The 21,612-nt window shown below is 63.4% G+C and carries 19 protein-coding genes; 10 read left to right on the forward strand and 9 right to left on the reverse strand.

Features of this window, described 5'->3' with window-relative positions:
- Positions 1-21: 21 nt before the first annotated feature.
- Entirely contained in the window at positions 22-2,892 is a 2,871-nt protein-coding gene (locus CLU94_RS13530) for an insulinase family protein (RefSeq protein WP_099665992.1), read from the reverse strand.
- 283 nt (positions 2,893-3,175) lie between these two features.
- Between CLU94_RS13530 and CLU94_RS13535 the strand changes: the two genes are divergently transcribed.
- The 5 genes from CLU94_RS13535 to CLU94_RS13555 all read left to right on the forward strand — a co-directional run bounded on the left by CLU94_RS13535 (position 3,176) and on the right by CLU94_RS13555 (position 8,339).
- Positions 3,176-4,588 carry a HAMP domain-containing sensor histidine kinase gene (locus CLU94_RS13535; RefSeq protein ID WP_099665993.1) on the forward strand — a complete coding sequence of 471 codons (1,413 nt, stop codon included), beginning with the start codon at positions 3,176-3,178 and terminating at the stop codon, positions 4,586-4,588.
- Positions 4,585-5,127 (forward strand): hypothetical protein, encoded by a 543-nt coding sequence (locus CLU94_RS13540; RefSeq protein ID WP_251349649.1) that lies wholly within the window; start codon positions 4,585-4,587, stop codon positions 5,125-5,127. The genes CLU94_RS13535 and CLU94_RS13540 overlap by 4 nt, the downstream gene beginning before the upstream one ends.
- Positions 5,124-6,491, forward strand: coding sequence for a sigma 54-interacting transcriptional regulator (locus CLU94_RS13545; RefSeq protein WP_099665994.1), 1,368 nt, complete (start codon positions 5,124-5,126; stop codon positions 6,489-6,491). Before CLU94_RS13540 ends, CLU94_RS13545 begins: the two co-directional genes overlap by 4 nt.
- A gap of 267 nt (positions 6,492-6,758) precedes the next feature.
- A complete protein-coding gene (locus CLU94_RS13550) occupies positions 6,759-7,121 on the forward strand; it encodes a BON domain-containing protein (protein WP_034752546.1) in 363 nt (120 codons plus the stop codon).
- Between the two features lie 213 nt (positions 7,122-7,334).
- Positions 7,335-8,339: a bile acid:sodium symporter family protein gene (locus tag CLU94_RS13555; RefSeq protein ID WP_099665995.1), complete on the forward strand. Its 1,005-nt coding sequence runs from the start codon at positions 7,335-7,337 to the stop codon at positions 8,337-8,339.
- On the opposite strand, the gene CLU94_RS13560 is transcribed toward CLU94_RS13555, so the two are convergent.
- Positions 8,336-9,085, reverse strand: a complete 750-nt coding sequence (locus tag CLU94_RS13560; RefSeq protein ID WP_218965291.1) for a sterol desaturase family protein — start codon at positions 9,083-9,085, stop codon at positions 8,336-8,338. The two genes, CLU94_RS13555 and CLU94_RS13560, sit on opposite strands and share 4 nt — an antisense overlap.
- A gap of 199 nt (positions 9,086-9,284) precedes the next feature.
- Here CLU94_RS13560 and modA point away from each other — a divergent pair, with 199 nt between their 5' ends.
- Genes modA through CLU94_RS13580 form a run of 4 tightly spaced genes read left to right on the forward strand, consistent with a single transcriptional unit; the run spans position 9,285 to position 12,251 of the window.
- On the forward strand, positions 9,285-10,043 hold the full coding sequence (modA, locus tag CLU94_RS13565) for a molybdate ABC transporter substrate-binding protein (protein ID WP_099665997.1): 759 nt from the start codon (positions 9,285-9,287) through the stop codon (positions 10,041-10,043).
- Between the two features lie 15 nt (positions 10,044-10,058).
- Entirely contained in the window at positions 10,059-10,730 is a 672-nt protein-coding gene (modB, locus tag CLU94_RS13570) for a molybdate ABC transporter permease subunit (protein ID WP_099665998.1), read from the forward strand.
- 8 nt (positions 10,731-10,738) lie between these two features.
- Positions 10,739-11,443: a sulfate/molybdate ABC transporter ATP-binding protein gene (locus CLU94_RS13575; RefSeq protein WP_257219068.1), complete on the forward strand. Its 705-nt coding sequence runs from the start codon at positions 10,739-10,741 to the stop codon at positions 11,441-11,443.
- Between the two features lie 40 nt (positions 11,444-11,483).
- Positions 11,484-12,251: a TOBE domain-containing protein gene (locus CLU94_RS13580; protein ID WP_099665999.1), complete on the forward strand. Its 768-nt coding sequence runs from the start codon at positions 11,484-11,486 to the stop codon at positions 12,249-12,251.
- A gap of 1 nt (position 12,252) precedes the next feature.
- Here CLU94_RS13580 and CLU94_RS13585 read toward each other — a convergent pair whose 3' ends face one another.
- Complete coding sequence (locus CLU94_RS13585; RefSeq protein WP_099666000.1) at positions 12,253-15,327, reverse strand: response regulator; 3,075 nt, start codon at positions 15,325-15,327, stop codon at positions 12,253-12,255.
- Between the two features lie 249 nt (positions 15,328-15,576).
- On the opposite strand from CLU94_RS13585, the gene fnr reads away from it, so the two are divergent.
- Positions 15,577-16,335 carry a fumarate/nitrate reduction transcriptional regulator Fnr gene (gene fnr / locus CLU94_RS13590; RefSeq protein ID WP_034782711.1) on the forward strand — a complete coding sequence of 253 codons (759 nt, stop codon included), beginning with the start codon at positions 15,577-15,579 and terminating at the stop codon, positions 16,333-16,335.
- 3 nt (positions 16,336-16,338) lie between these two features.
- Here fnr and CLU94_RS13595 read toward each other — a convergent pair whose 3' ends face one another.
- From CLU94_RS13595 to ccoN, 6 genes are all read right to left on the reverse strand, one after another.
- Positions 16,339-16,863 (reverse strand): FixH family protein, encoded by a 525-nt coding sequence (locus tag CLU94_RS13595; RefSeq protein WP_099666001.1) that lies wholly within the window; start codon positions 16,861-16,863, stop codon positions 16,339-16,341.
- A 102-nt stretch (positions 16,864-16,965) separates the two neighbouring features.
- Entirely contained in the window at positions 16,966-18,348 is a 1,383-nt protein-coding gene (gene ccoG / locus CLU94_RS13600) for a cytochrome c oxidase accessory protein CcoG (protein ID WP_099666002.1), read from the reverse strand.
- A gap of 2 nt (positions 18,349-18,350) precedes the next feature.
- Complete coding sequence (gene ccoP, locus CLU94_RS13605) at positions 18,351-19,271, reverse strand: cytochrome-c oxidase, cbb3-type subunit III (protein ID WP_070278469.1); 921 nt, start codon at positions 19,269-19,271, stop codon at positions 18,351-18,353.
- On the reverse strand, positions 19,264-19,467 hold the full coding sequence (locus tag CLU94_RS13610) for a cbb3-type cytochrome oxidase subunit 3 (protein ID WP_034782719.1): 204 nt from the start codon (positions 19,465-19,467) through the stop codon (positions 19,264-19,266). The genes ccoP and CLU94_RS13610 overlap by 8 nt, the downstream gene beginning before the upstream one ends.
- A gap of 1 nt (position 19,468) precedes the next feature.
- Positions 19,469-20,083 (reverse strand): cytochrome-c oxidase, cbb3-type subunit II, encoded by a 615-nt coding sequence (ccoO, locus tag CLU94_RS13615; RefSeq protein WP_034782720.1) that lies wholly within the window; start codon positions 20,081-20,083, stop codon positions 19,469-19,471.
- 15 nt (positions 20,084-20,098) lie between these two features.
- On the reverse strand, positions 20,099-21,526 hold the full coding sequence (ccoN, locus tag CLU94_RS13620) for a cytochrome-c oxidase, cbb3-type subunit I (RefSeq protein WP_034782722.1): 1,428 nt from the start codon (positions 21,524-21,526) through the stop codon (positions 20,099-20,101).
- Positions 21,527-21,612: the final 86 nt, after the last annotated feature.

A 21,612-nucleotide genomic window follows, 5' to 3' on the forward strand; every position in this document is an offset into this window, starting at 1 on the left:
AACACTTGTTAAGCCCACGCCTTAGCTGGCCAGCGCCAGCAGATCGACCACGTCCAGGCCCGCCAGGTCTTGCGTCGTGTTGCCCGCAAACGCGGCGCGGCTCTGCTGGCCGTTTTTCAGCCAGGTGCGCGTGACTTCCTTGATCTGGCTCAGGGTGCAGGTCAATACGCCCGTGCGGAATTGCTGGCGCACGGCTTCCGTCGTGCCGCGCTGCTGCATGTTCCACGCCGTCAGCGCTTCCGCGTACGGCGAATGGGGCTTGTCGAGGCCCTTGATGACGCAGATGATGGCCTCTTCCACTTGTTCCTGCGAGAAATCGCCGTCGAGGATTTGATCCAGGGTCGTGCCGAAGTCGGCGTACGTGCCGGCCAGGCGCGGATCGCGGTAGGAACTGAGGGTAAACGTGCCGGCGCCGGCCGCATAGCTGGCGCTGCCGCCATACGCGCCGCCTTTTTCGCGCAGGGCCGTATGCAGCACCTGGTTGGTCATCAGTTCGGCGGCGACGGCCAGGGCGGACGCGTCCGGATTGTGCACGCCAGGCACGGCCCAGGACACGAAGCAATGGTTGATCTGGCTCGTCGCATGCAGGGCCGTGTTGGCCAGCGGCAAGGCTGCCGGCGCTGGCGTTTCCGTCGCTGCGGCCGCATCCGTGCTGGCTGCCGGCAATTCCAGCAAGCGGGCCAGGGTGATGCCATCTTGCTCCAGGCCGGCGCACAGCACGGTCGGCTGCTGGGCGATGATGTGCGCGTGCAGGGTGTCGAGCTCGCGCGCGATTTCCTGCAAGCCTTCGGAGGTCTTGCTCAGCTGCTGCAAACGGCGGTAGAACGGCAAGGCTGCCGGGCCGCCCACGATGTCGTCGAAACGGCGCGTGGGCGACAGCGGTGCCGCCGCGGCCAGCATGGCGTAGCGGTTGCCCGATTCGGACAGGCTGCTCAATTTGTCTTGCACCAGGCTTTCGATCAGGAAAGCCAGGCGCTCTTCCTCATCGAAGCGGGGCTTGGCGATCCAGGCCGACAGCACGGCGGCGATGGCCGCGTGTTCTTCGCGCAAGCCGCTGGCCGAGAACGACAATTCCACGCGCATCGCTTGTTGCGGGCGGGGAATGGCTTCCAGGCCGATGTGGAACGATGGCACCATGCTCTGGCGCCAGGCGCTGGCGTCGTCGAACGACATGTCGCCCACGCCCAGCTCCGGCGCCAGGTCCGTGTACAGGCGCAGCCAGGGCCACGACGCTTCCGGCAAGCCCGATACGTCGTACAGCACGTTGGCATAGCTGATGCCGTTCGAGGCAATGCTGAACGCCACGGCGCCGTCGACGGCCGGGGGAATCGGCAGTGCCGGGCGCGGCAGCGCGCTGACGTCGCCGGGGCGGATGCGCGGCAAGACTTCCGAATTCGACGGCAGCTGCTGATGCGCTTCCAGCGCGGCGGACTCGGCGATGATGTGCTCGCGCTCGGCGTCCGTCAGCTTCGCCTGCAGGGCCGCCAGCCTAGCGTCTTCCAGGGCGGCGCGGTCCGTGAAGTAGGCGCTGTCGGGCACCACGTGCGTCGTCAGACGGGTTGGATTGGCGATCAGCTCGCGCACCAGCTGCTTGAAGAATTCCGGGTCTTCGATCTGCTGTTCCAGGGTTTCCAGGATGTCCGCATTGTCGAAGGCATCCATGACGTTGCCGTCATACATGGCCAGCGGCAAGGCGTGCAGCAGGCGGCCCAGGCCGTAAGGCATGCGGCCGCTGCTGATTTCGCGCTGGCTGTATTTGATATCGCGCAAGGCCGCGTGCAGCACGGCGGCGGGGATGCCCTCTTGCGCCGTCTCTTCCAGGGCCGTCCAGATGCGCTGGTGCGCATCGGCGATCTGTTCCTGCGTCAAGCCTTCCATGCCGATGTGGAACACCATCTGGCGGATGCCCGCATCGCGGCCATTCATGTCCGACGGGCGGCCATAGCCGGCCGATTCCATGGCGCGCATGACGGGCGCCGACGATTCGCCCAGCAAGCCGTGCGACAGCAAATGCGCGTGGTAGTAGGCGATGGGGTCGCTCGACTCGCCCATCAGCCAGGCGAATTGCAGGCCGAATTCATCGTCGCGCGCTTCCTGCGATGGAATTTTCACCACGTTTTCCTGCGGCGCCGTCCACGCGGGCGCCAGTTGCGGCAGGCGGCGCGGGCTGAAGCCGCTGAGCTTGGACAGCACGCGTTCGGCCACCTGCTCTTGCACGGCCGCCGCTTCGATATTGCCGGCGGTCATGATCACGGCTTGCGAAGGGTGATAGTGGCTGGCGTGGAATTCTTTCAGCATTTCATGCGTCAGTTCGGGGATCACCAGCGGATCGCCGCCCGATTCCACTTCATACGTCGTGCCCTTGAGCAAGGCGCTGGCGATGCCGCTGTCGAGCGCGCGCATGGGGCTGTTGAAGGCGCCCTTCATTTCGTTGAAGACGATGCCCTGGTACACCAGCTTGCCGCCTTCGAACGCGTGGCGCCAGCCTTCCTGGCGGAAATTCAGGTAATCGAGATTCGGGAAGAAGGCCGCATCGAGGTAGACGTCGAGCAGGTTGAAGAAATCCTTGCGGTCGGTGCTGGCGAACGGGTACACGGTGCGGTCCGGGTAGGTCATCGCATTCATGAAGGTGGCCGTCGAGCGGCGCAACATCGAAAAGAAGGGGTCGCGCACCGGGTAGCGGGCCGAGCCGCACAAGGCCAGGTGCTCGAGGATGTGGGCGCGCCCGTCGCTCACTTCCGGCACAGTGGGAAAGGCCACCAGGAACACCATCTCAGCCTGCTCGGTATGCATGTGGATATGGCGCATGCCCGTTGCTGGCTCGACATATTGCTCGATGGTTGCCTGCAAGACTGGAATGAAGTTGCTGCTGACTTTTTCAAATGTGCTCATGCGGTATGGGATCTCTGCGGTAGGTGATTCGGAGTGTCGGTGGGGCTGCATCACATGTGGGGGCAAAGTGGCGTAATGCCAGGGCCGGGGCCACTTTGATGCCTGTATGAAGCTTTTCTCTATTGTACTAGGAGTATCTGCGCGCCGCCGCCGTGGCTTGCTTGCCGATCGCAAAAGCAACAACATTGTCAGATAGGCTATTTTTTGACAGGTGGCGCCTCGCGATGAACGCTTAGCGTACCATGCGCCTTTTGCACTCCAGACTGAACCGAAGGCGCCCACCTTGTCCCGACTTTCCTTTCGCCAACTGCTATTTGCCGCCTTCATTTTGACGACGGGCATTTTGACGGCCACCTCCGTGCAAGCCCTGCTGACCCTGGAACACCTGGCGCGGCTGGGGCGCGAGACGGCGGCGCAGGCGATTGCCCTGACGGAACAGTCGCAGCGCCTGTCCGAGCGCACGCTGGCCATGGAGCGCAGCGCACGGCAATTCCTCGTGCTCGACGATCCCGTCTTCCGCGAGCGCTACGCGGCGGCCCGCGACGAAGCGACGGCGGCGCTGCAAGTGCTGAACCGGGCCACGCCCGAGTTCGCCCCGCAGCTGGCCGACGAATGGACGGTGCAGGCGCAAGCGGCGTGGGAAGTCTTGCAAGCGGGTAAGCGCCGCAAGCGCGATGGCCACGCCGTCGTGTACCGCGCGTTTGCCCGCATGACGCAGATCAATGACAGCCTGGCGCGCGAAAGCAAGACGGAAATCGGCAGCCGCAACGACGCCCTGCTGGCCGAGCTGGAACGCCAGCGCCGCTTGCTCGGCGTGCTGGTGGGGGGAGCCGTGCTGCTGGCGGCCGTGCTGGCCACCTGCTTCGGCTTTCTGTTGTCGCGCCCGTTGCGCCGCATCGAGACGGCCATCGAGCGCCTGGGCGACAAGCGCTACGACCAGCCCATCGTCGTCGGCGGCCCGGCCGACACGCGCCGCCTGGGCCAGCAGCTCGACTGGCTGCGCCAGCGCCTGGCCGATCTCGATGCCGACAAGGAACGTTTTCTGCGCCACATCTCGCATGAGCTGAAAACCCCGCTGGCGGCCCTGCGCGAAGGCGTGGCCTTGCTGGAAGACGAGGTGGCGGGCAAGCTCAGCGACGGCCAGCGGGAAATCGCCGGCATCCTGCAGCAAAACACGGCGTCCCTGCAAACCCAGATCGAAGACTTGCTGCGCTACAATACCGCCGCTTTTGACGCCCAGCATTTGGCGCGCAGCAAGGTGGACTTGCTGGTCTTGCTGCAAGATGTGGTGGCCGGGCAGCGCCTGCAATGGCTGGCGCGCCGCTTGACGGTCGAGGTGCAGGGCGCGTCGCTGATCGTGCAGGCCGACCGCGACAAGCTGGCCACGGCCCTGGCGAACCTGCTGTCGAATGCCGTGCGCTTCAGCCCGGAAGGCGGCACCGTGCGTTTCACCCTGTCTGGTGAAGGCGGCCACGTGCGCATCGATTGCACCGACGAGGGCGCCGGCGTGGCGCCCGAGGATGCCGCGCGCATCTTCGAGCCGTTTTACCAGGGCGTGCGCCAGGCGGCCGGCGCGCGCAACGGCAATGGCATCGGCCTGTCCATCGTGCGCGAATATATCGCCGCCCACGATGGCAGCGTCACTCTTTTACCGCGCCCCGCCGGCGCGCATTTTCGGATAGAACTGCCCTTATGATGACGAGAATTCCCCTGGCCGGCATGGCCGCCTGCGCGCTGCTATTGGGCGCTTGCGCCGCCAAGCCCCCCACCCAGACGCCCGTGCTGGTGCAGACGCCGCCGCGCGTGGTGGTGGTGGCCGATCCCCAGCTGGCGGAACTGCTGGCGTATCAGGGCGCCTTGCGCCTGATGACGCCGTCGGAACTGGTGAAGGCGCAGCTGGACCTGGCGAAGGCCGATCACGCGCCGCACAACACGCTGCGCCGCGCCATGCTGCAGGCGGCCTTGCGCGGTCCCGGCGACCTGGCCCGCGCGCAAGCCTTGCTGGAACCGCTGGCCACGGCCACGGGCAAGGACGCGCAACTGCTGGCGCCGCTGGCGCAATTGCTGGGCAGCCAGTATGCGGAACTGCGCCGCCAGGACGAGGGCATCGACAAGCTCAACACGCAGCTGCGCGACGCCCAGCGCCGCATCGACCAGCTCAATGAAAAGCTCGAAGCGCTGAAAAACATCGAGCGCAGCCTGTCCGTGCGCCCCGCCGCGGGAGCGCCGAAATGAGCGAGCACGCCCACATCTTGCTGGTCGACGACGATCCCGACCTGTTGCGCTTGCTGACCATCCGCTTGAAGGCGGGCAACTATCGCGTGACGGCCGTGGGCAGCGCGGAAGCGGCACTGGCGCGCCTGGCAGTGGAATTGCCCGCCCTGGTTATTACCGACGTGCAATTGCCGGGCCGCGACGGCCTGGCCCTGTTCGATGAAATCCGCCGCCAGCATGCGGCCCTGCCCGTCATTTTGCTGACGGCCCACGGCACCATTCCCGACGCCGTCGACGCGACGGCGCGCGGCGCGTTTGCCTACCTGACGAAACCGTTCGACGGCAAGCTGCTGATGGAAAAAGTGGCGTATGCCATCAACTTGTCCACCGTCATGCCGGCGCCAGCGTCCGGCGACGAGAGTTGGCGTGCCGAGCTGATCAGCCGCAGCGCGCAGATGGCCGAGCTGCTGGCCGAAGCCAAGCTGGTGGCCGGGTCCGACGCCAGCATCCTGATCCGCGGCCCCAGCGGCACGGGCAAGGAATTGCTGGCGCGCGCGCTGCACAACGCCAGCCGCCGCGCCAAGGCGCCGTTCATCGCCGTCAACTGCGGCGCCATTCCCGAGCAGCTGCTGGAATCGGAACTGTTCGGTCACGTCAAAGGCTCGTTTACGGGCGCCGTCGGCAACCGCGAAGGCTTGTTCCAGGCGGCCGATGGCGGCACCCTGTTCTTGGATGAGATCGGCGACATGCCGCTGCCGCTGCAGGTGAAACTGCTGCGCGTGCTGCAGGAGCGGGCCGTGCGCCCCGTGGGCGCCGACCAGACGCGTCCGGTGGACGTGCGCTTGTTGTCCGCCACGCACCGCGACCTGGACGTGGCGATGGCCGAGGGGCAATTCCGCGAAGACTTGTATTACCGGCTCAATGTCGTGACCTTGACCCTGCCGCCGCTGGCCGAGCGCCGCGAAGACATCGCCTTGCTGGCGAACCATTTCCTGCAGAAGCTGGCGGCCAAGTATGAGAAACCCCTGAACGGCTTTGCGCCCGACGCCCTCACGGCCCTGGTGGCGGCGCCATGGCCCGGCAATGTGCGCCAGCTGGTCAATGTCGTCGAGCAAGTGTGCGCGCTGGCCACGGCGCCGCTGGTGCCCTTGTCCCTGGTGCAACGCGCCTTGCGCGTGCCCTCGCTGGAAGCGCTCAGCTACAACGAAGCGAAGCAGCGCTTCGAGCGCGACTACCTGATACAACTGTTGCGCCTGACGGATGGCAACGTGGCCGACGCGGCCCGCCTGGCCGACCGCAACCGCACGGAGTTCTACCGTTTATTGCAGAAATACGAGCTGACGCCGGCCCTGTTCCGCGGCGAAGGCGACCCTGTCGCTGAATAGCGACAAAAATAAAGCGTGGAAAATCAGGGGCTTAGCGTAAAACATTGATGCTCTTGCCACAAGCTGTCGCTGTCAGGCGACAAAAAGCCCCGTTTTTCGGGCCATATCCGTCGCAAACGCGTCGGGAAAATCGCGTTTGCATGCAAGTCATTGATTATGAAGGGTATTTAAAAGCTGGCACGGTGCTTGCTGTATGGGTAGATGTGACGCTTCAAAGTGTTGCTTTATCCAAGTAAGAAGCTTTTAACTTCATTGAGAGGAACTACCATGCAAACATCGAAACTGTTCAATACCCTGGTTGCCGCTATCGTACTGTCGGGCGCCTCGATCACCGCTTCGCATGCCGCTGACTCCGCACCAAAAGCACAAGCTCCTGCTGACACCGTCGTGGCCGCCAATGCCGCCGCTGCCGTCCCTGATGAAACCATCACTTCCTCGGCCAAGGCCGCCCTGAGCGCCGATGCGCAAGCCGCTGCCCTGCCCGTCAAGGTGGCAACCCAGCAAGGTGTGGTCGTCCTGTCGGGCGACGTGCCGAGCGCCGAAGCGGGTGACCGCGTCGTGCAGATCGTCGCTTCCGTGAGCGGCGTGAAAGAAATCAAGAACGAGCTGAAAGTCAAAGCCGCCGGCTAAGCCCTCGCGCTGTACTTTACTCCGGGTTGCCCTGTCTGCGGACAGGGCATTTTTTTTGTCCGCACGGTTTGACCTGGCCAGCCATGCCGATGCCGCCAGGCAAGGAGCCGGGAAATACAAGTAGAATAGCCAGCACTGGCGCCGCTCCCGGCGCTGTTTGTCATCCCCGGCACAGCATTCTGTTGCAAGGCTGCGCCGTTACCAGGCTACCGCATGTCTTCTTTTTCTCCCGCTGCCCTGTTGCGCAATCTGAAACCCGATAACTTCACCATCGCCCTGCTCGTCACCGTGGCGCTGGCCACGTTCCTGCCCTGCACGGGCCAGACGGCCGTGGTCTTCGGCAATATCACCACCGTCGCCATCGGCGCCCTGTTCTTCCTGCACGGCGCCAAGCTGTCGCGCGAAGCCGTGGTGGCCGGCGCCATGCACTGGCGCCTGCACTTGCTGGTGCTGGCCAGCACCTTTGTCCTGTTTCCTCTGCTGGGCCTGGCACTGCGCCCGCTGGCGCTGACCTTCCTCACGCCCGACTTGTACATGGGCATCTTGTTCCTGTGCGCCTTGCCGTCCACCGTGCAGTCCTCCATTGCCATGACCGCCATGGCGCGCGGCAACGTGCCGGCCGCCATCTGCAGCGCTTCGGCCTCGAACTTCATCGGTATTTTCCTCGCTCCCCTCCTGGTGGGCTTGCTGGTGGCCAAGGGCGCGGAAAGCAAGTCGTCGGTGGACGCCGTGCTGTCCATCGTCCTGCAGTTGCTGCTGCCCTTCCTGGCCGGCCAGTTCCTGCGCCGCTGGATCGGCCGCTGGGTCGACCGCCACAAGGCCACCCTGAAATACGTCGACCAGGGTTCGATCTTGCTGGTGGTCTATACGGCCTTCAGCGAAGCCGTCAGCGAAGGCCTGTGGCATACGATTTCGGTGGAAACGCTGGTGGCCCTGGGCTTGATCAGCTTGCTGCTGCTGGCGCTGGTGCTGGGTATTTCGACCTTTGTCAGCCGCCGCCTGGGTTTCAACAAGGAAGATGAAATCGCCATCGTCTTTTGCGCCTCGAAGAAGAGCCTGGCCAGCGGCGTGCCCATGGCCAAGGTGCTGTTCTCCACGCGTTCGCTGGGCATGGTGATCTTGCCGCTGATGTTGTTCCACCAGATTCAGCTGATGATTTGCGCCGTGATCGCGCAAAAGTATGCGCGGCGCGACGAGGCGGCGGCGGTGCGCGTCTAGGGGATGGACGGGGCCTTGCTGCGCACCGGCCACGTCAGCGCGTCAAGCAAGGTGCCCGGCGCCTTGCCCGTGTCCAGCCCCGTCGGGGGATATTCTCCCGCGCGGGGAATATGGTGGGTGCCGAACAGCCAGTCGAAGACGGGGAACAGCCCCGCGAAATTGCAGTTGAAATGCTCGGCTTGCACCGAGTGATGAACGCGATGGTACTGCGGAGAATTGCACAACATCCAGTAACGGCCAAAGCCGACCCGGACATTCATGTGCGGGAAAACATGATACAAGCTCAGTATCCCGTACATTCCCAGAATCACCATATTGGTCTTGAATAAGATCCCCGCCAGCAGATAGATACTGAGTGCCTTGATGCCCGCTTCGGCCCAATAGTGCCGCGTCGTTGTGCTGGCATTCATGGCCGTATCGCTGTGATGGAAGGAATGCATGGCCCACATGGCGGGTACGCGGTGTTGCACGCGATGAAAGACGTATTCCAGAAAATCCATGGTCAGGGCATATGTGATGAAGGCCGGCGCCAGCATCCAGCCTGAAGAGGCTAGATTGATGAGCCCGCCGCCAGCCGCATTGACAAGCTGTACCGTGACGATGGCCGTGAGCGGGGCCAGCATGGCGCCGCTGGCGGCATAGATGAGCATATACGCAAGATTGAAGCGCGACGCCCCGGAGGGCTGTTGCTGCAGGGGATGCCGCCTCTCGATGAGCAATGCCAGAAGAATGACCGCCAGGAGCATCAGGGGGCCAAGCAGTAGCGCTGCGTATCCCATCGTTTAACCCTGGAAAGTAGTGGATAGTTGTCTCTTGTTAAAAATAGTCCGCCCATTCCCGTCTGTCAATGTCATTGGCGTTGCCTTGACCCATGCAATGGCAGAACGCTATATATAAGTGTATATTACGCTCCTTGTTCACCGTTCACTTTACAAGGATACGATCATGCGCCTCACCTCCCTCGCCCGCCTGCTTGGCACCGCCCTGCTGGCCACCGCCGCCACCTCCGCCCTTGCCGGTGAAGTGGTGGTGTCGGCCGCGGCCAGCCTGACGAATGCGTTCAAGGATGCGGCGCAGAGCTACGAGGCGCAGTATCCGGGCAGCAAGGTGTCCCTGAACTTCGCCGCCTCGGGCGTGCTGCTGCAACAGATCGTCAAGGGCGCGCCCGTGGACGTGTTTGCCTCGGCGGACCAGGAAACCATGGATGCGGCGCAAAAGCAGGGCTTCGTCCTGCCGGCCGACCGCATGGATTTCGTCGGCAACAGCCTGGTGCTGATCGTGCCGCACGATAGCAAGCTGGGCATCAAGAACTTGAGCGACCTGACGCACAAGAGCGTGACCCGCGTGGCCATCGCCAATCCGGCCAGCGTGCCCGTCGGCCGTTACTCCGAAGGCGCGCTGAAGAAGGCGAAGCTGTGGGACGCCGTGCAGCCCAAGGCCATCGGCACGCAGAACGTGCGCCAGTCGCTCGACTACGTGGCGCGCGGCGAAGTCGATGCGGGCTTTGTCTATGCCACCGACGCGGCCATCATGAAAGACAAGGTGAACGTGGTGCTGGACGTGCCATTGGACGCGCCCGTGCTGTACCCGATCGCCACCATCAAGGACAGCGCCAACCAGGCTGAAGCGAAGCGCTTCGTCAGCTACCTGCAGACGGCGCCGGCGCAAGCCATCCTCGCCAAGTACGGTTTCAAGAAGCCATAAGGTAAACGAACGCGCATGGATATCGCCTGGACCGCGCTGGCCCTGTCGCTCAAGGTAGCGGCGTGGGCCACGGCGCTCAATTTGCTGCTCGGCATCGGTACGGGCTATGTGCTGGCGCGCACGCGTTTTCCCGGGCGCGAGCTGCTCGACGCCCTCATGACCCTGCCGATGGTGATGCCGCCCACCGTGCTCGGCTATTACCTGCTGGTGCTGCTGGGCCGGCGCGGCACGATGGGCATCTGGCTGCAGGATAACTTCGGCATCAACCTCATCTTTACGTGGCAGGGCGCCGTGATCGCCTCCACGGTGGTCGCCTTTCCCCTCGTCTTCAAGCCCGCGCGGGCCGCCTTCGAAGCGGTCGACGGCCAGCTGGAGCAGGCGGCCCGCGTGCTGGGCATCTCGGAAATGGCGATCTTTTTCCGCGTGACCTTGCCGCTGGCCTGGCGCGGCATCCTCGCCGGCGTGCTGCTGGGCTTTGTGCGCGCGCTGGGCGAGTTCGGCGCCACCCTGATGGTGGCCGGCAGCATCCCCGGCAAGACGCAGACCCTGTCGGTGGCCGTGTTTGAAGCCGTGCAGGCGGGCCAGGACGAGGTGGCCAATACGCTGGTGCTGATTATCTCCCTGGTCTGCATCGTGGTGCTGCTGTCGGCGGGCCGCCTGGCGCCCGGACGCATCGCGCACAAATGATGCAGATGATGACGCCTATGCAACTCGACCTCGACCTCCGCGCCACCTTGCGCTCCGGCAAACGCCGCTTCGACCTGCAGGTGCAATGCACTTCCAGCAGCCAGCGCATCGCCATGTATGGCCCGTCCGGCGCCGGCAAGAGCATGACCCTGAAAGCCATTGCCGGCCTCTTCACGCCTGAGGCGGGCCATATCCGCCTGAACGGGCGCACCCTGTTCGATTCCGCCGCCGGCATCAATTTGCCGCCGCAGCAGCGCAATGTCGCCTATCTGTTCCAGGATTACGCGCTGTTCCCGCACCTGACGGTGCGCCAAAACGTGGGCTTTGGCCTGCGCCGCGGCTGGTTCAACCCGCGCGCGCGCGAAAAATTGCAGAAGGTCGAGCATTGGCTCGACGCCTTCCACTTGCAGGAACTGGCGCACCAGTTTCCCGACGAGTTGTCCGGTGGCCAGCGCCAAAGGGTGGCGCTGGCGAGGGCGCTCGTGGCCGAACCGGCCGCGCTGCTGCTCGACGAGCCGTTTGCCGCCCTCGATCCGGCCCTGCGTGTCAAAATGCGCCTGGAGTTGAGCCAGTGGCAGCAGCGCCTGGACGTGCCCATGATCTTGATCACACATGATCCGGAAGATGCGCGCATTCTGGGTGAACATGTGCTTTACTTGCGTGACGGACAAATTGATAGCATGGAAGAGACATTGGGTGAGCGCATTGGATAAATCAACGGCAGCGGAAATCGGCCTGCAAGGCTCGGTATGGATGACGGTGGGCGGAGAAAACCTGGGCGGCGCCGGCCGGGTGGAATTGCTGGGCGCCATCGCCGAGTGCGGCTCCATTACGCAGGCGGCCAAGCTTGTGAAGATGAGCTACAAGGCGGCCTGGGACGCCATCGACGCCATGAACAACCTGGCTGGCGAACCGCTGGTCGAGCGCTTGACGGGCGGCAAGGGCGGCGGCGGCACGCGGCTGACGCCACGGGGGCGCCAGCTGGTCGACAATTTCCGTATCATCGAGCGCGAGCATGCCCGCTACCTGCGCCAGCTGGGCAGCCAGGCGGAAGGCATCGCCGACGATCTTTTACTCATACGGAGAATGGCCATGAAAACCACGGCACGCAATCAATTCCTGGGCAAGGTGACCGAACTGAAACAGGGCGCCGTCAACGATGAAGTCACCCTGGAATTGCCCGGTGGCCAGCACATCGTGGCCATCGTCACGCAGGGCAGCAGCGCGAGCCTGGGCCTGGTGCCGGGCGCGGAAGCGTTTGCGCTGATCAAGGCGTCGTCCATCATCCTCGTGACGGACAGCCAGGGCGCGCGCTTTTCCGCGCGCAACCAGCTGGCCGGGGTCGTGACGCGCGTGCAGACGGGCGCCGTCAACACGGAAGTGGTGCTGGACCTGCCGCGCGGCGGCACGATTGCCGCCATCATCACCAACCAGAGCAGCACCGACCTGGGCATCGAACTCGGCAGCAACGTGACGGCCATCTTCAAGGCGTCCAGCGTGATTCTGGGCGTGCCCGCCTGATTTAATCCTGCAGGCGCGACAACCAATCGGCCGCCGCCGCCAGCGCCTGTTCCAGTTCCTGCGCCGTGCGCGCCAGCAGCGCCGGCACCTCGTCCAGGCGGCCCGCATCGATGGCTTCCTCGGTGGCGAACGCGGCGCGGATCAGGCGTTTCGTGCCCAGGGTGCCGACGGAGCCGCGCACGCTGTGCAGGATGCGCGCCACGTCGCTGTGGCGGCCCGCCTGCAACGCCGTTTCGGCGTCGCGCACGGGCGTCATGCCCTTGTTCAGCGCGTCTTCCACCATGCGCCGCAGCACGCCGCGCCCCTTCGCATCGCGTCCCATCACGCGCATCAGCGGCGCCATGGAAAACACTTCCTCATCGGCGATGCGTGCCGGCTCGGCCGTCTGTACTTGCGGGCGCTTGGGCAGGTGGCGCAGGATGACTTCCATCATCTCTTCCACCACCACGGGCTTGGCGATGAAATCGCTGATGCCGGCCGTCATGCAGCGCTCGCGCTCGGACGCCAGCACGCCCGCCGTCATGGCGATCACGGGCAGGTGCAAGCGCAGTTCCGTGCGGATGATGTGGGTGGCGCTGAAGCCGTCCATGACGGGCATCTGCATGTCCATCAGCACGATGTCGTAGCGCAGCGCTTCCGTGCGCAGCCGTTCCACGGCTTGCAAGCCGTCGCCCACCACGTCCAGGGTGGCGCCCATGTGTTCGAGGATGCCGCGCGCCACGGCCTGGTTCAAATGATTGTCTTCCACCAGCAGGAAATGCACGCCGGCCAGTTCCGTGCCCAGCGGCTGGTGCAGCATGCGTTGCTCGCCGCCGTCGTCCTTGGCGATCAGCGCCTGGTGCAGGGCGTCGAACAGGCTCGATCCCGTGATCGGCTTCATCAGCACGACGTCGGCCTCGGCCGCGCTGGAGATTTCTTCCAGGTGGTTGCGGGCGAAGGCGTTGACCATCACCACGATGGGCTGGCGCTGGCCGCTGGCCGCCTGGCGGATGGCCTTGGCCGTGGCCAGACCGTCCATGACGGGCATGTGCCAGTCGGCCAGCACCACGTCGTACGGTTGCTGCTGCGCCAGGCGTTCGCGGTACAGTTCGATGGCGGCAAAGCCGGAGTCCACTTCGTCGGCCAGCCAGCCCCACGCCTCGATCAGCTTGACGATCAGTTCGCGCGTGGTGCGGTTGTCGTCGGCCACCAGCAGGCGCAGCTGGCCCAGCGCCGGCGTGCGCCGCGTTTCGGCCGGCTGCGCCAGCATTTCGAAGGGCACGCTGAACCAGAAGCGGCTGCCCTTGCCTTCGCTGCTGGCGACGGCGATGTCGCCGCCCATCATGTGGATCAGCTGCTTGCTGATGGCCAGGCCCAGGCCCGTGCCGCCGAAGCGCCGCGTGATGCTCTGGTCGCCCTGGGAAAACGCGGCAAACAGCTGCTGTTGCTGCAGTTCCGTCATGCCGATGCCCGTGTCGCGCACCTCGAAGCGCAGCCAGGCGCGGCCGTTTTCGTTCTCGGCCAGGCTGACGGCCACCACCACTTCGCCGCTCTCCGTGAACTTGATGGCGTTGCCGGCCAGGTTGACGAGGATTTGCTGCAGGCGCTGGGCGTCGCCCACGAGACGCCGCGGTACGTCGGGCTCGACGGCGATGGCCAGTTCCAGCTCCTTTTCGCCCGCATTCATCGTCATCGTCGTGGCCAGGGTATTCATGACTTCGTCGAGGTCGAATTCGACGGGTGACAATTCCATGCGCCGCGCCTCGATCTTCGAATAGTCGAGCACGTCGTTGAGGATGCCCAGCAGCGACTGGCCCGCCACTCTGACCATGGTCAGATACTTGCGTTGTTCCGTGTCGAGCCTGGTATTGCCCAGCAAATACACCATGCCCAGCACGGCATTGAGGGGCGTGCGGATTTCATGGCTCATGTTGGCCACGAAATCGCTCTTCGCGCGGTTGGCCGCCTCGGCCCGGTCGCGTTCCTGTTCCAGCTCCGCCGCGCGCGATTCGAGTTCCTGCTGCAGGCGGTCGCGTTCGCTCATCAGGCCGTTGAACGCTTCCGTCAGTTCGCCGATCTCGTCGCGTTGCTGTACCGGCACGGGCGTGAAGCGGCTGCCGCTGGTGCGCAGGGCTTGCAGGGTGTCGCGCAGGCGCACCAGCGGCGACAGCAGGCGCACGGTGACCCAGCCCAGCACGAAGGCGGCCAGCAGCGAGGCGAGGATGCTCCACAGCACCAGCCGGTACAGCACGCCATCGAACGGTTCGAATGCATCCTCGACGGGGAGCGAGGCGGCCAGCAGCCAGTTCACGGATTTCAGGCGCTTGAAGCTGTTGACGGCCGTGATGCCGCGGCTGTTGGTGCTGACCATGCTGCCTTCGCCATCTTCCTTCAGCAGCTGGGTCGTCGTCAGGTTGGCGTTCGGCTTGCGCGGTTGCAGCAAGCGGCTGGTATCGGGGTGCAGCACGTAGCGCGGCACGGCGCCGCGCGTGAGGATGAAGTAATAGCCGCTCTTGCCGATCTTTTCCGAGCGCAGGCGGCCCAGCAGGTTGTCCTTGTACAGGCGCAGCACGCCGATCACCACGCCGGCCACCTGGCCATCGGCGGCCAGCACGGGCGCCACCATCTGCACGATGGGCATGCCGCTCGACTTGCCCAGCATCGGTTCGGTGATCATGGGCTGGCGCGTGCGCAGGACGGTCTGGAAATACTCGCGCTCGGCGACGTTGATGCCGGCGCGCCCCGCCACCTCCGGCATGTCGGCCACGACGGCGCCATGCGCGTCGAGCACCAGCACGTCATCGAACAGCACCAGCATCGAGCGGCGCGAATAGTATTCGCGCAATTGGGCGGGCCGGGCGATCAATTCCGGCGGCTGCTGTCGGGCCGTCAGGGTGACGATCTGCAGCAGCATGCCCAGCTTGTCGTCGAGTTCGGCGGCGGTGCGGGTGATCAGGGACGATTGCTGGCTCAGCAGTACTCGGGTGAAGTCGTCGCGCATGTGCTGCACCTGGATCATGGTGACCAGCGCGATCATGGCGATCGAGGTCAGGCTGGTGGCCAGCGCGACTTTTGCTTTAATGCCGAGAGGCTTCATGATTTCCTTTTCAGTACCGGGCGGCACAGGCGGCAGATAATGCTGTCAGGAATTTTCCTATCAATGCCCCAGCTTGGCAAGCGCCGCCGCGCAAATTGCCCGCCCCGTGCGGGCTTTTGACGATGTTGCCATATAATTAAAGGCTGGACGTCGTTTATTCGCCGAATTTACGGTGAAATTGGCATACGGCAACCCTGTATGCGGCTGTATGCAGTAAACTTGTTGTTGCATTTTCTAAAAGGTACCGACATGACTGAAGCGCTACTCACTCCAACCTTGCCCACCGTGAACGTGGAGGCGTTGCGTGCGCGATGCTCGACCTGCAGCATGCATCAATTGTGCCTGCCGATGGGCCTCGATGTGGGCGACATGGACAGGCTGGACCAGATCATCGGCCGCCGCCGCAAGATCGTGCGCGGCGCCTCGCTGTTCCGTATCGGCGACTCGTTCCAGAACCTGTATGCGATCCGCCTAGGGCATTTCAAGACGTACCAGATCAATCCGGGCGGCGAAGAGCAGGTGACGGGCTTCCAGATGGCGGGTGAACTGCTGGGCATGGACGCCATCAGCGCCGACCGCCACCACTGTAACGCGGTGGCGCTGGAAGACAGCGAAGTGTGTGAAATCCCGTTTTCCAGCCTGGAACAATTGCTGGGCAACATGCCGACCCTGCTGCGCCATTTCCACCGCATGATGAGCCAGGAAATCACGCGCGAGCAAAGCGTCATGCTGTTGCTGGGCAATATGCAGGCGACGCAGCGCTTTGCCGCCTTCATCGTCAACCTGGCGTCGCGCTATGAAGCGCGCGGCTATTCGGGCAGCAATTTCCAGCTGCGCATGTCGCGCGAGGAAATCGGCAACTACCTGGGCCTGACCATCGAGAGCGTCAGCCGCCTGCTGTCGAAGTTCAAGAAGGAAGGCTGGCTGCGCGTCTCCAACCGGGAAATTGAAATCCTGCAGCCGGCCAAGTTAAAAGCCATTACGGCTGGCACGGACGTCTGCAAATAAGACTTACAGTTCCTCGTCCGCATGCAGCGCGATGCTGCGTTGCAGGGGCCAGGTCCAGATGCCGGACAGGCGCCACTCGCGTTTGTCGTTTTCCACCAGCACTTGCCAGCGGCTGCGCTCGAGCATCGGCAGCGCCACGGAAAAATTGCCGGCTGCGTCGGGCTGCACCAGCACCTTGATATCCTTTTCCGGCAGGGTCGCATGCGCCAGGTGCAACTGCAAAGGCGCCTGATAGGCCTTGCCGAAGCTGTGCACGGAACCGGTCAGGCGCGCTGCAGCGACGTCATACGACAGGCGCGTATCCATCGCCAGGTCGCTGGCGATCGTGTCGCGCTTCAAATCCTGGTTGATCGCCTTGCCCTGCTTGTAATAATCGCCCACCACCAGCGCATCGGGCTGCGTAAACGCGATATAGCCCATGAAGCTGCCGACGACCACGGACAGGCCGGGGCCGATCATCAGCAGCCATGGCCAGCGATGCTTGTACCACGGTGCAACGGGTGCTTGCAGTTTCAGACTGTCGGACATGGTATTTCTCCTGTTTAATCAGCCAGTCCCCGCATGGGGACCGGCCTTCCTGCAACTTCGTGGCGGCGGCGAGGGCACCCGGTCCCCGTCCGCCTTTCCTTGTTAACGTGGCACGATGAATACCGCGCTTTCACGCACATGCAGCGATGGGTCGTCCAGAGATTGCAATTCGATCGCAATCTTGTTCGAGCCCTTCTCTCCCACGCCGTGCGGCACGCGCAGGCGGATCGGCCAACCCAGCGTTTCCGTCGGCTGCAAGGTCACTTCTTCGCGCGTCAGCAAGGTCAGGCCCGGCAAGCCGGAAGCGCTGATTTTGAAATGCTGGCTTTGCTCCGACGTGTTCATGATCTGCAGGCGGTAGACGTTTTCGATCATGCCGTCTTCCACTTCGCGTCCCATCGAACCGCGGTCGCGGATCACGTCCATTTTCAGGGGCGTGCGCAGGGCCAGCGAAGTACACACGGCGATGATGATCAGGGCCAGGATGGACGTGTAGATCAAGACGCGCGGGCGCATGGCGCGCTGGCGTATCTGCTTCGAATTGAAGTTGTTTTCCATCGCATGGTCGGTACTGTAGCGTACCAGTCCCCGTGGCCGGTCGACCTTGTCCATCACGCTGTTGCAGGCATCGACGCAAGCGGCGCAACCGATGCATTCATACTGCAGGCCGTTACGGATATCGATACCGGTCGGACACACCTGCACGCACAGGGTACAGTCGATGCAATCGCCCAGCTTGTCGTTGTTGCCGGCCTTCTTGCTCATGGCGCCACGTGGTTCGCCGCGCTTGGCATCGTAGGTGATGATCAGGGTGTCCTGGTCGAACATGGCGCTCTGGAAGCGCGCGTAGGGGCACATGTATTTGCACACCTGCTCGCGCAGCCAGCCCGCGTTGCCGTAGGTTGCCAGACTGTAGAACAAGACCCAGAACCATTCCCAGGGACCGAAGTTCAGCGTGGTCACCGACTGCGCCAGTTCCTTGATCGGCGTGAAGTAGCCGACAAAGGTAAAGCCCGTCCACAGGGCGATGGCGCCCCATACCAGGTGCTTGGCCGTCTTCTTGAACGCCTTGCGCACGGAGGGGCCCTGCTTGTCGAGGGCCATGCGCGCACTGCGCGTGCCCTCGATGCGGCGTTCGACCCACAGGAAAATTTCCGTGTATACCGTTTGCGGGCAAGAGAACCCGCACCACACCCGCCCGGCAATGGCCGTGACGAGGAACAACAAATACGCACAGATGATCAGCAGGGCCGCCAGATAGATGAAATCCTGGGGCCACAGCACGACGCCGAAAATGTAGAACTTGCGCGTGGTCAAATCGAACAGCAGGGCTTGCCTGCCATTCCAGGTCAACCACGGCAAGCCGTAGAACGCGAGCTGGGTAAGCCATACGCATACCCATCGCCAGGTAGCGTAGCGTCCTTTGGCCTCGCGAGGGTAGATTTGCTCGCGGGCCGCATACATCTTGATGACTTGAGGTTCCATTTTTACTTTGCGGGTGCCTGCGGATTCGACAGGCTCCAGACATACGCCGACAGCACGTGTACCTTGGATTCGCCGAGGAAATCGCTGAAGGCCGGCATGGTGTTGCTGCGTCCCTTGCGTACGGTTTCCATGATGGTGTCGGCGCTGCCGCCGTACAGCCAGGTCTTGTCCGTCAGGTTCGGCGCGCCCAGCATCTGGTTACCCTTGGCATCGGCGCCATGACAGGCCATGCAGGCACCGAACTTGGCCTTGCCCAGCACGGACTTGACGGGATCCGAGGTCGAGCCGGACAGGCTCAGCACATAATGGGCCACGTTCTCGACATCCTTTTCGGAGCCCAGGGCGGCGCCCATCGGTGGCATTTGCCCATTGCGGCCGTGCATGATGGTGGTCTTGATGATGTCGGGTTCGCCGCCATACAGCCAGTCCTTGTCCGTCAGGTTGGGGAAGCCCTTGTTGCCGCGCGCATCCGAACCGTGGCATTGCGCGCAGTAGGTCAGGAACAGGCGCTGGCCGATGGCTTGCGCCTGCGGATCGGCGGCCACCGTCTTCAAGTCCTGGCTCAGGTACTTGTTGAACAGGGGACCGTAGTCGGCTTCCGCCTTCTTCAGCTCTTCCTCGTACTGGCCCGTCGATTTCCAGCCCAGGCTGCCGGCATAGTTGCCCAGGCCCGGATACAGGAACAGGTAGGCCAGCGAGAAGACGATGGTGATGTAGAACAACCACATCCACCAGCGCGGCATCGGCGTATTGAGTTCCTTCAAGTCCTCGTCCCAGACGTGGCCCGTGGTGCCGTCAGCAGGGGCGCCCTCGACCACTTTGATTTTCGACTGCGAGTACAGCAGCACGCCGCAGCCGATGATGCCCAGCAGGGACAGCACGATGATGTAGATATTCCAGAAGCCATTGGTAAAGTCAGCCATGGTTATGCTCCTTCGCCAGGGTCATTTCGGCCTCGGCCGGATAGTCGAGCGCGTCGTCGGCGAACGGCAGGCGTGCCGCCGCGTCGAAGTCGCTGTTGCTGCGGCTGAACGTCCACCACAGGATGCCCACGAACGTCGTAAAGGAAACCACCGTCATGACGCTGCTGGCGCTGTCAAACAGGTTTTCGATTGCCATGCTAATTCCTTGTTTTGATTAATGTACCGAGGCCTTGCAGATAGGCGACCAGGGCGTCTTCTTCCGTCTTGTCCTGCAGCTGCGCGGGGCCGGCGGCGATCTCTTCATCGCTGTACGGCTGGCCCAGGCGTTTCAGGGCGCGCATCTTCGGCATGATCTCGTCAGGCACCAGCTTGGTCTTCGCCAGCCAGGGGTAGGACGGCATGTTCGACTCGGGCACCACGTCGCGCGGGTTGTTCAAGTGCGTGCGGTGCCATTCGTCGCTGTAGCGCGCGCCCACGCGGGCCAGGTCGGGGCCCGTGCGCTTGGAACCCCACTGGAACGGACGGTCGTAGACGAATTCGCCAGCGACCGAATAGTGGCCATAGCGTTCCGTTTCCGCGCGCAGCGGACGCACCATCTGCGAGTGGCAGTTGTAGCAGCCTTCGCGCACGTAGATGTCGCGGCCCGCCAGGCGCAGCGGCGAGTACGGTTTCAGGCCGGCGACGGGTTCCGTCGTGCTCTTCTGGAAGAACAGGGGAACGATCTCGACGGCGCCGCCGATGCTGATCACCACCGTGACCAGGGCGATCAGCAGCCAGGGGTTTCTTTCAATCCATGCATGTGAAAATTTCATTTGCTTTCGCTCCTATCAGGCGTGCGCCGCGTTCAGTTCCGGAATGCGGGCGACGGGGAGTTTGCTGCCGCGCAGAGTCATCCAGGTGTTGTAGCCCATGATGCACATACCCGACAGGTACAGCAGGCCACCGGCCACGCGCACCACGTAGTACGGATACGTCGCTTTCACGCTCTCGACAAAGGTGTAGGTCAGGGTGCCGTCCGGATTGACCGCGCGCCACATCAGGCCCTGCATCACGCCGGCGATCCACATTGCGGCGATGTACAGCACGATGCCGATGGTGGCCACCCAGAAGTGCACGTCGACCAGGCGCGTGCTGTGCATCTGCGTGCGGCCCGCCAGGCGCGGCAGCAGGTAGTAGATCGAACCCATGGTGATGAAGCCCACCCAGCCCAGGGCGCCCGCATGCACGTGGGCAACGGTCCAGTCGGTGTAGTGCGACAGCGAGTTGATGGTCTTGATCGACATCATCGGACCTTCGAAGGTGGCGATGCCGTAGAACGACAGCGAAACGATCATGAACTTCAGGATCGGATCGGTACGCAGCTTGTGCCAGGCGCCCGACAGGGTCATGATGCCGTTGATCATGCCGCCCCAGCTTGGTGCCAGGAGGACCAGCGAGAAGACCATGCCGATCGATTGCGTCCAGTCAGGCAATGCCGTGTAGTGCAGGTGATGCGGACCCGCCCACATGTAGGTGAAGATCAGCGCCCAGAAGTGGACGATCGACAAACGGTACGAGTACACGGGGCGCTCGGCCTGTTTCGGAATGAAGTAGTACACCATGCCCAGGTAGCCGGCGGTCAGGATGAAACCCACCGCGTTATGGCCGTACCACCACTGGATCATGGCGTCCTGCACGCCCGCATACGCGGAGTACGACTTGGTGAACGAGGCTGGCATGACGGCGCCATTGACCACGTGCAAGATCGTCACGGCCAGGATGTAGGCGCCGAAGAACCAGTTGGCCACGTAGATGTGCTTGACCTTGCGCTTGATCAAGGTGCCGAAGAAAACGATGGCGTAGGCGATCCAGACGACGGCGATGAGGATGGCGATAGGCCATTCCAGTTCCGCGTATTCCTTGCCGCGTGTCATGCCCAGGGGCAGGGTGACGACGGCGCACAGGATCACCGCTTGCCAGCCCCAGAACGTGAAGGCGGCCAGTTTGTCGGAAAACAGGCGCACCTGGCAGGTGCGTTGTACAACGTAGTACGAAGTAGCGAACAGGCCGCAGATGCCGAAGGCGAAAATCACCGCATTCGTGTGCAGCGGACGCAAGCGTCCGTATGTCAGCCATGGTATGTCGAGGTTCAGGGCAGGCCAGGCCAGCTGAGCGGCGATGATAACGCCAACCAGCATGCCGATGATGCCCCATACCACAGTAGCGACCGCGAATTGCTTCACGATCTTGTAGTTATAGTTCAGCGATTGATCCACAAAGACTCTCCCTGGAATTACTATTTATGATGGTGGCCAGAGAGTAAGTGTTTGACCGCGAAAAAACTTTGATGTGGATCAAAATT

Origin of the sequence: Janthinobacterium sp. 13, assembly GCF_002749695.1 — a bacterium.
Lineage (GTDB): Bacteria > Pseudomonadota > Gammaproteobacteria > Burkholderiales > Burkholderiaceae_D > Janthinobacterium > Janthinobacterium kumbetense.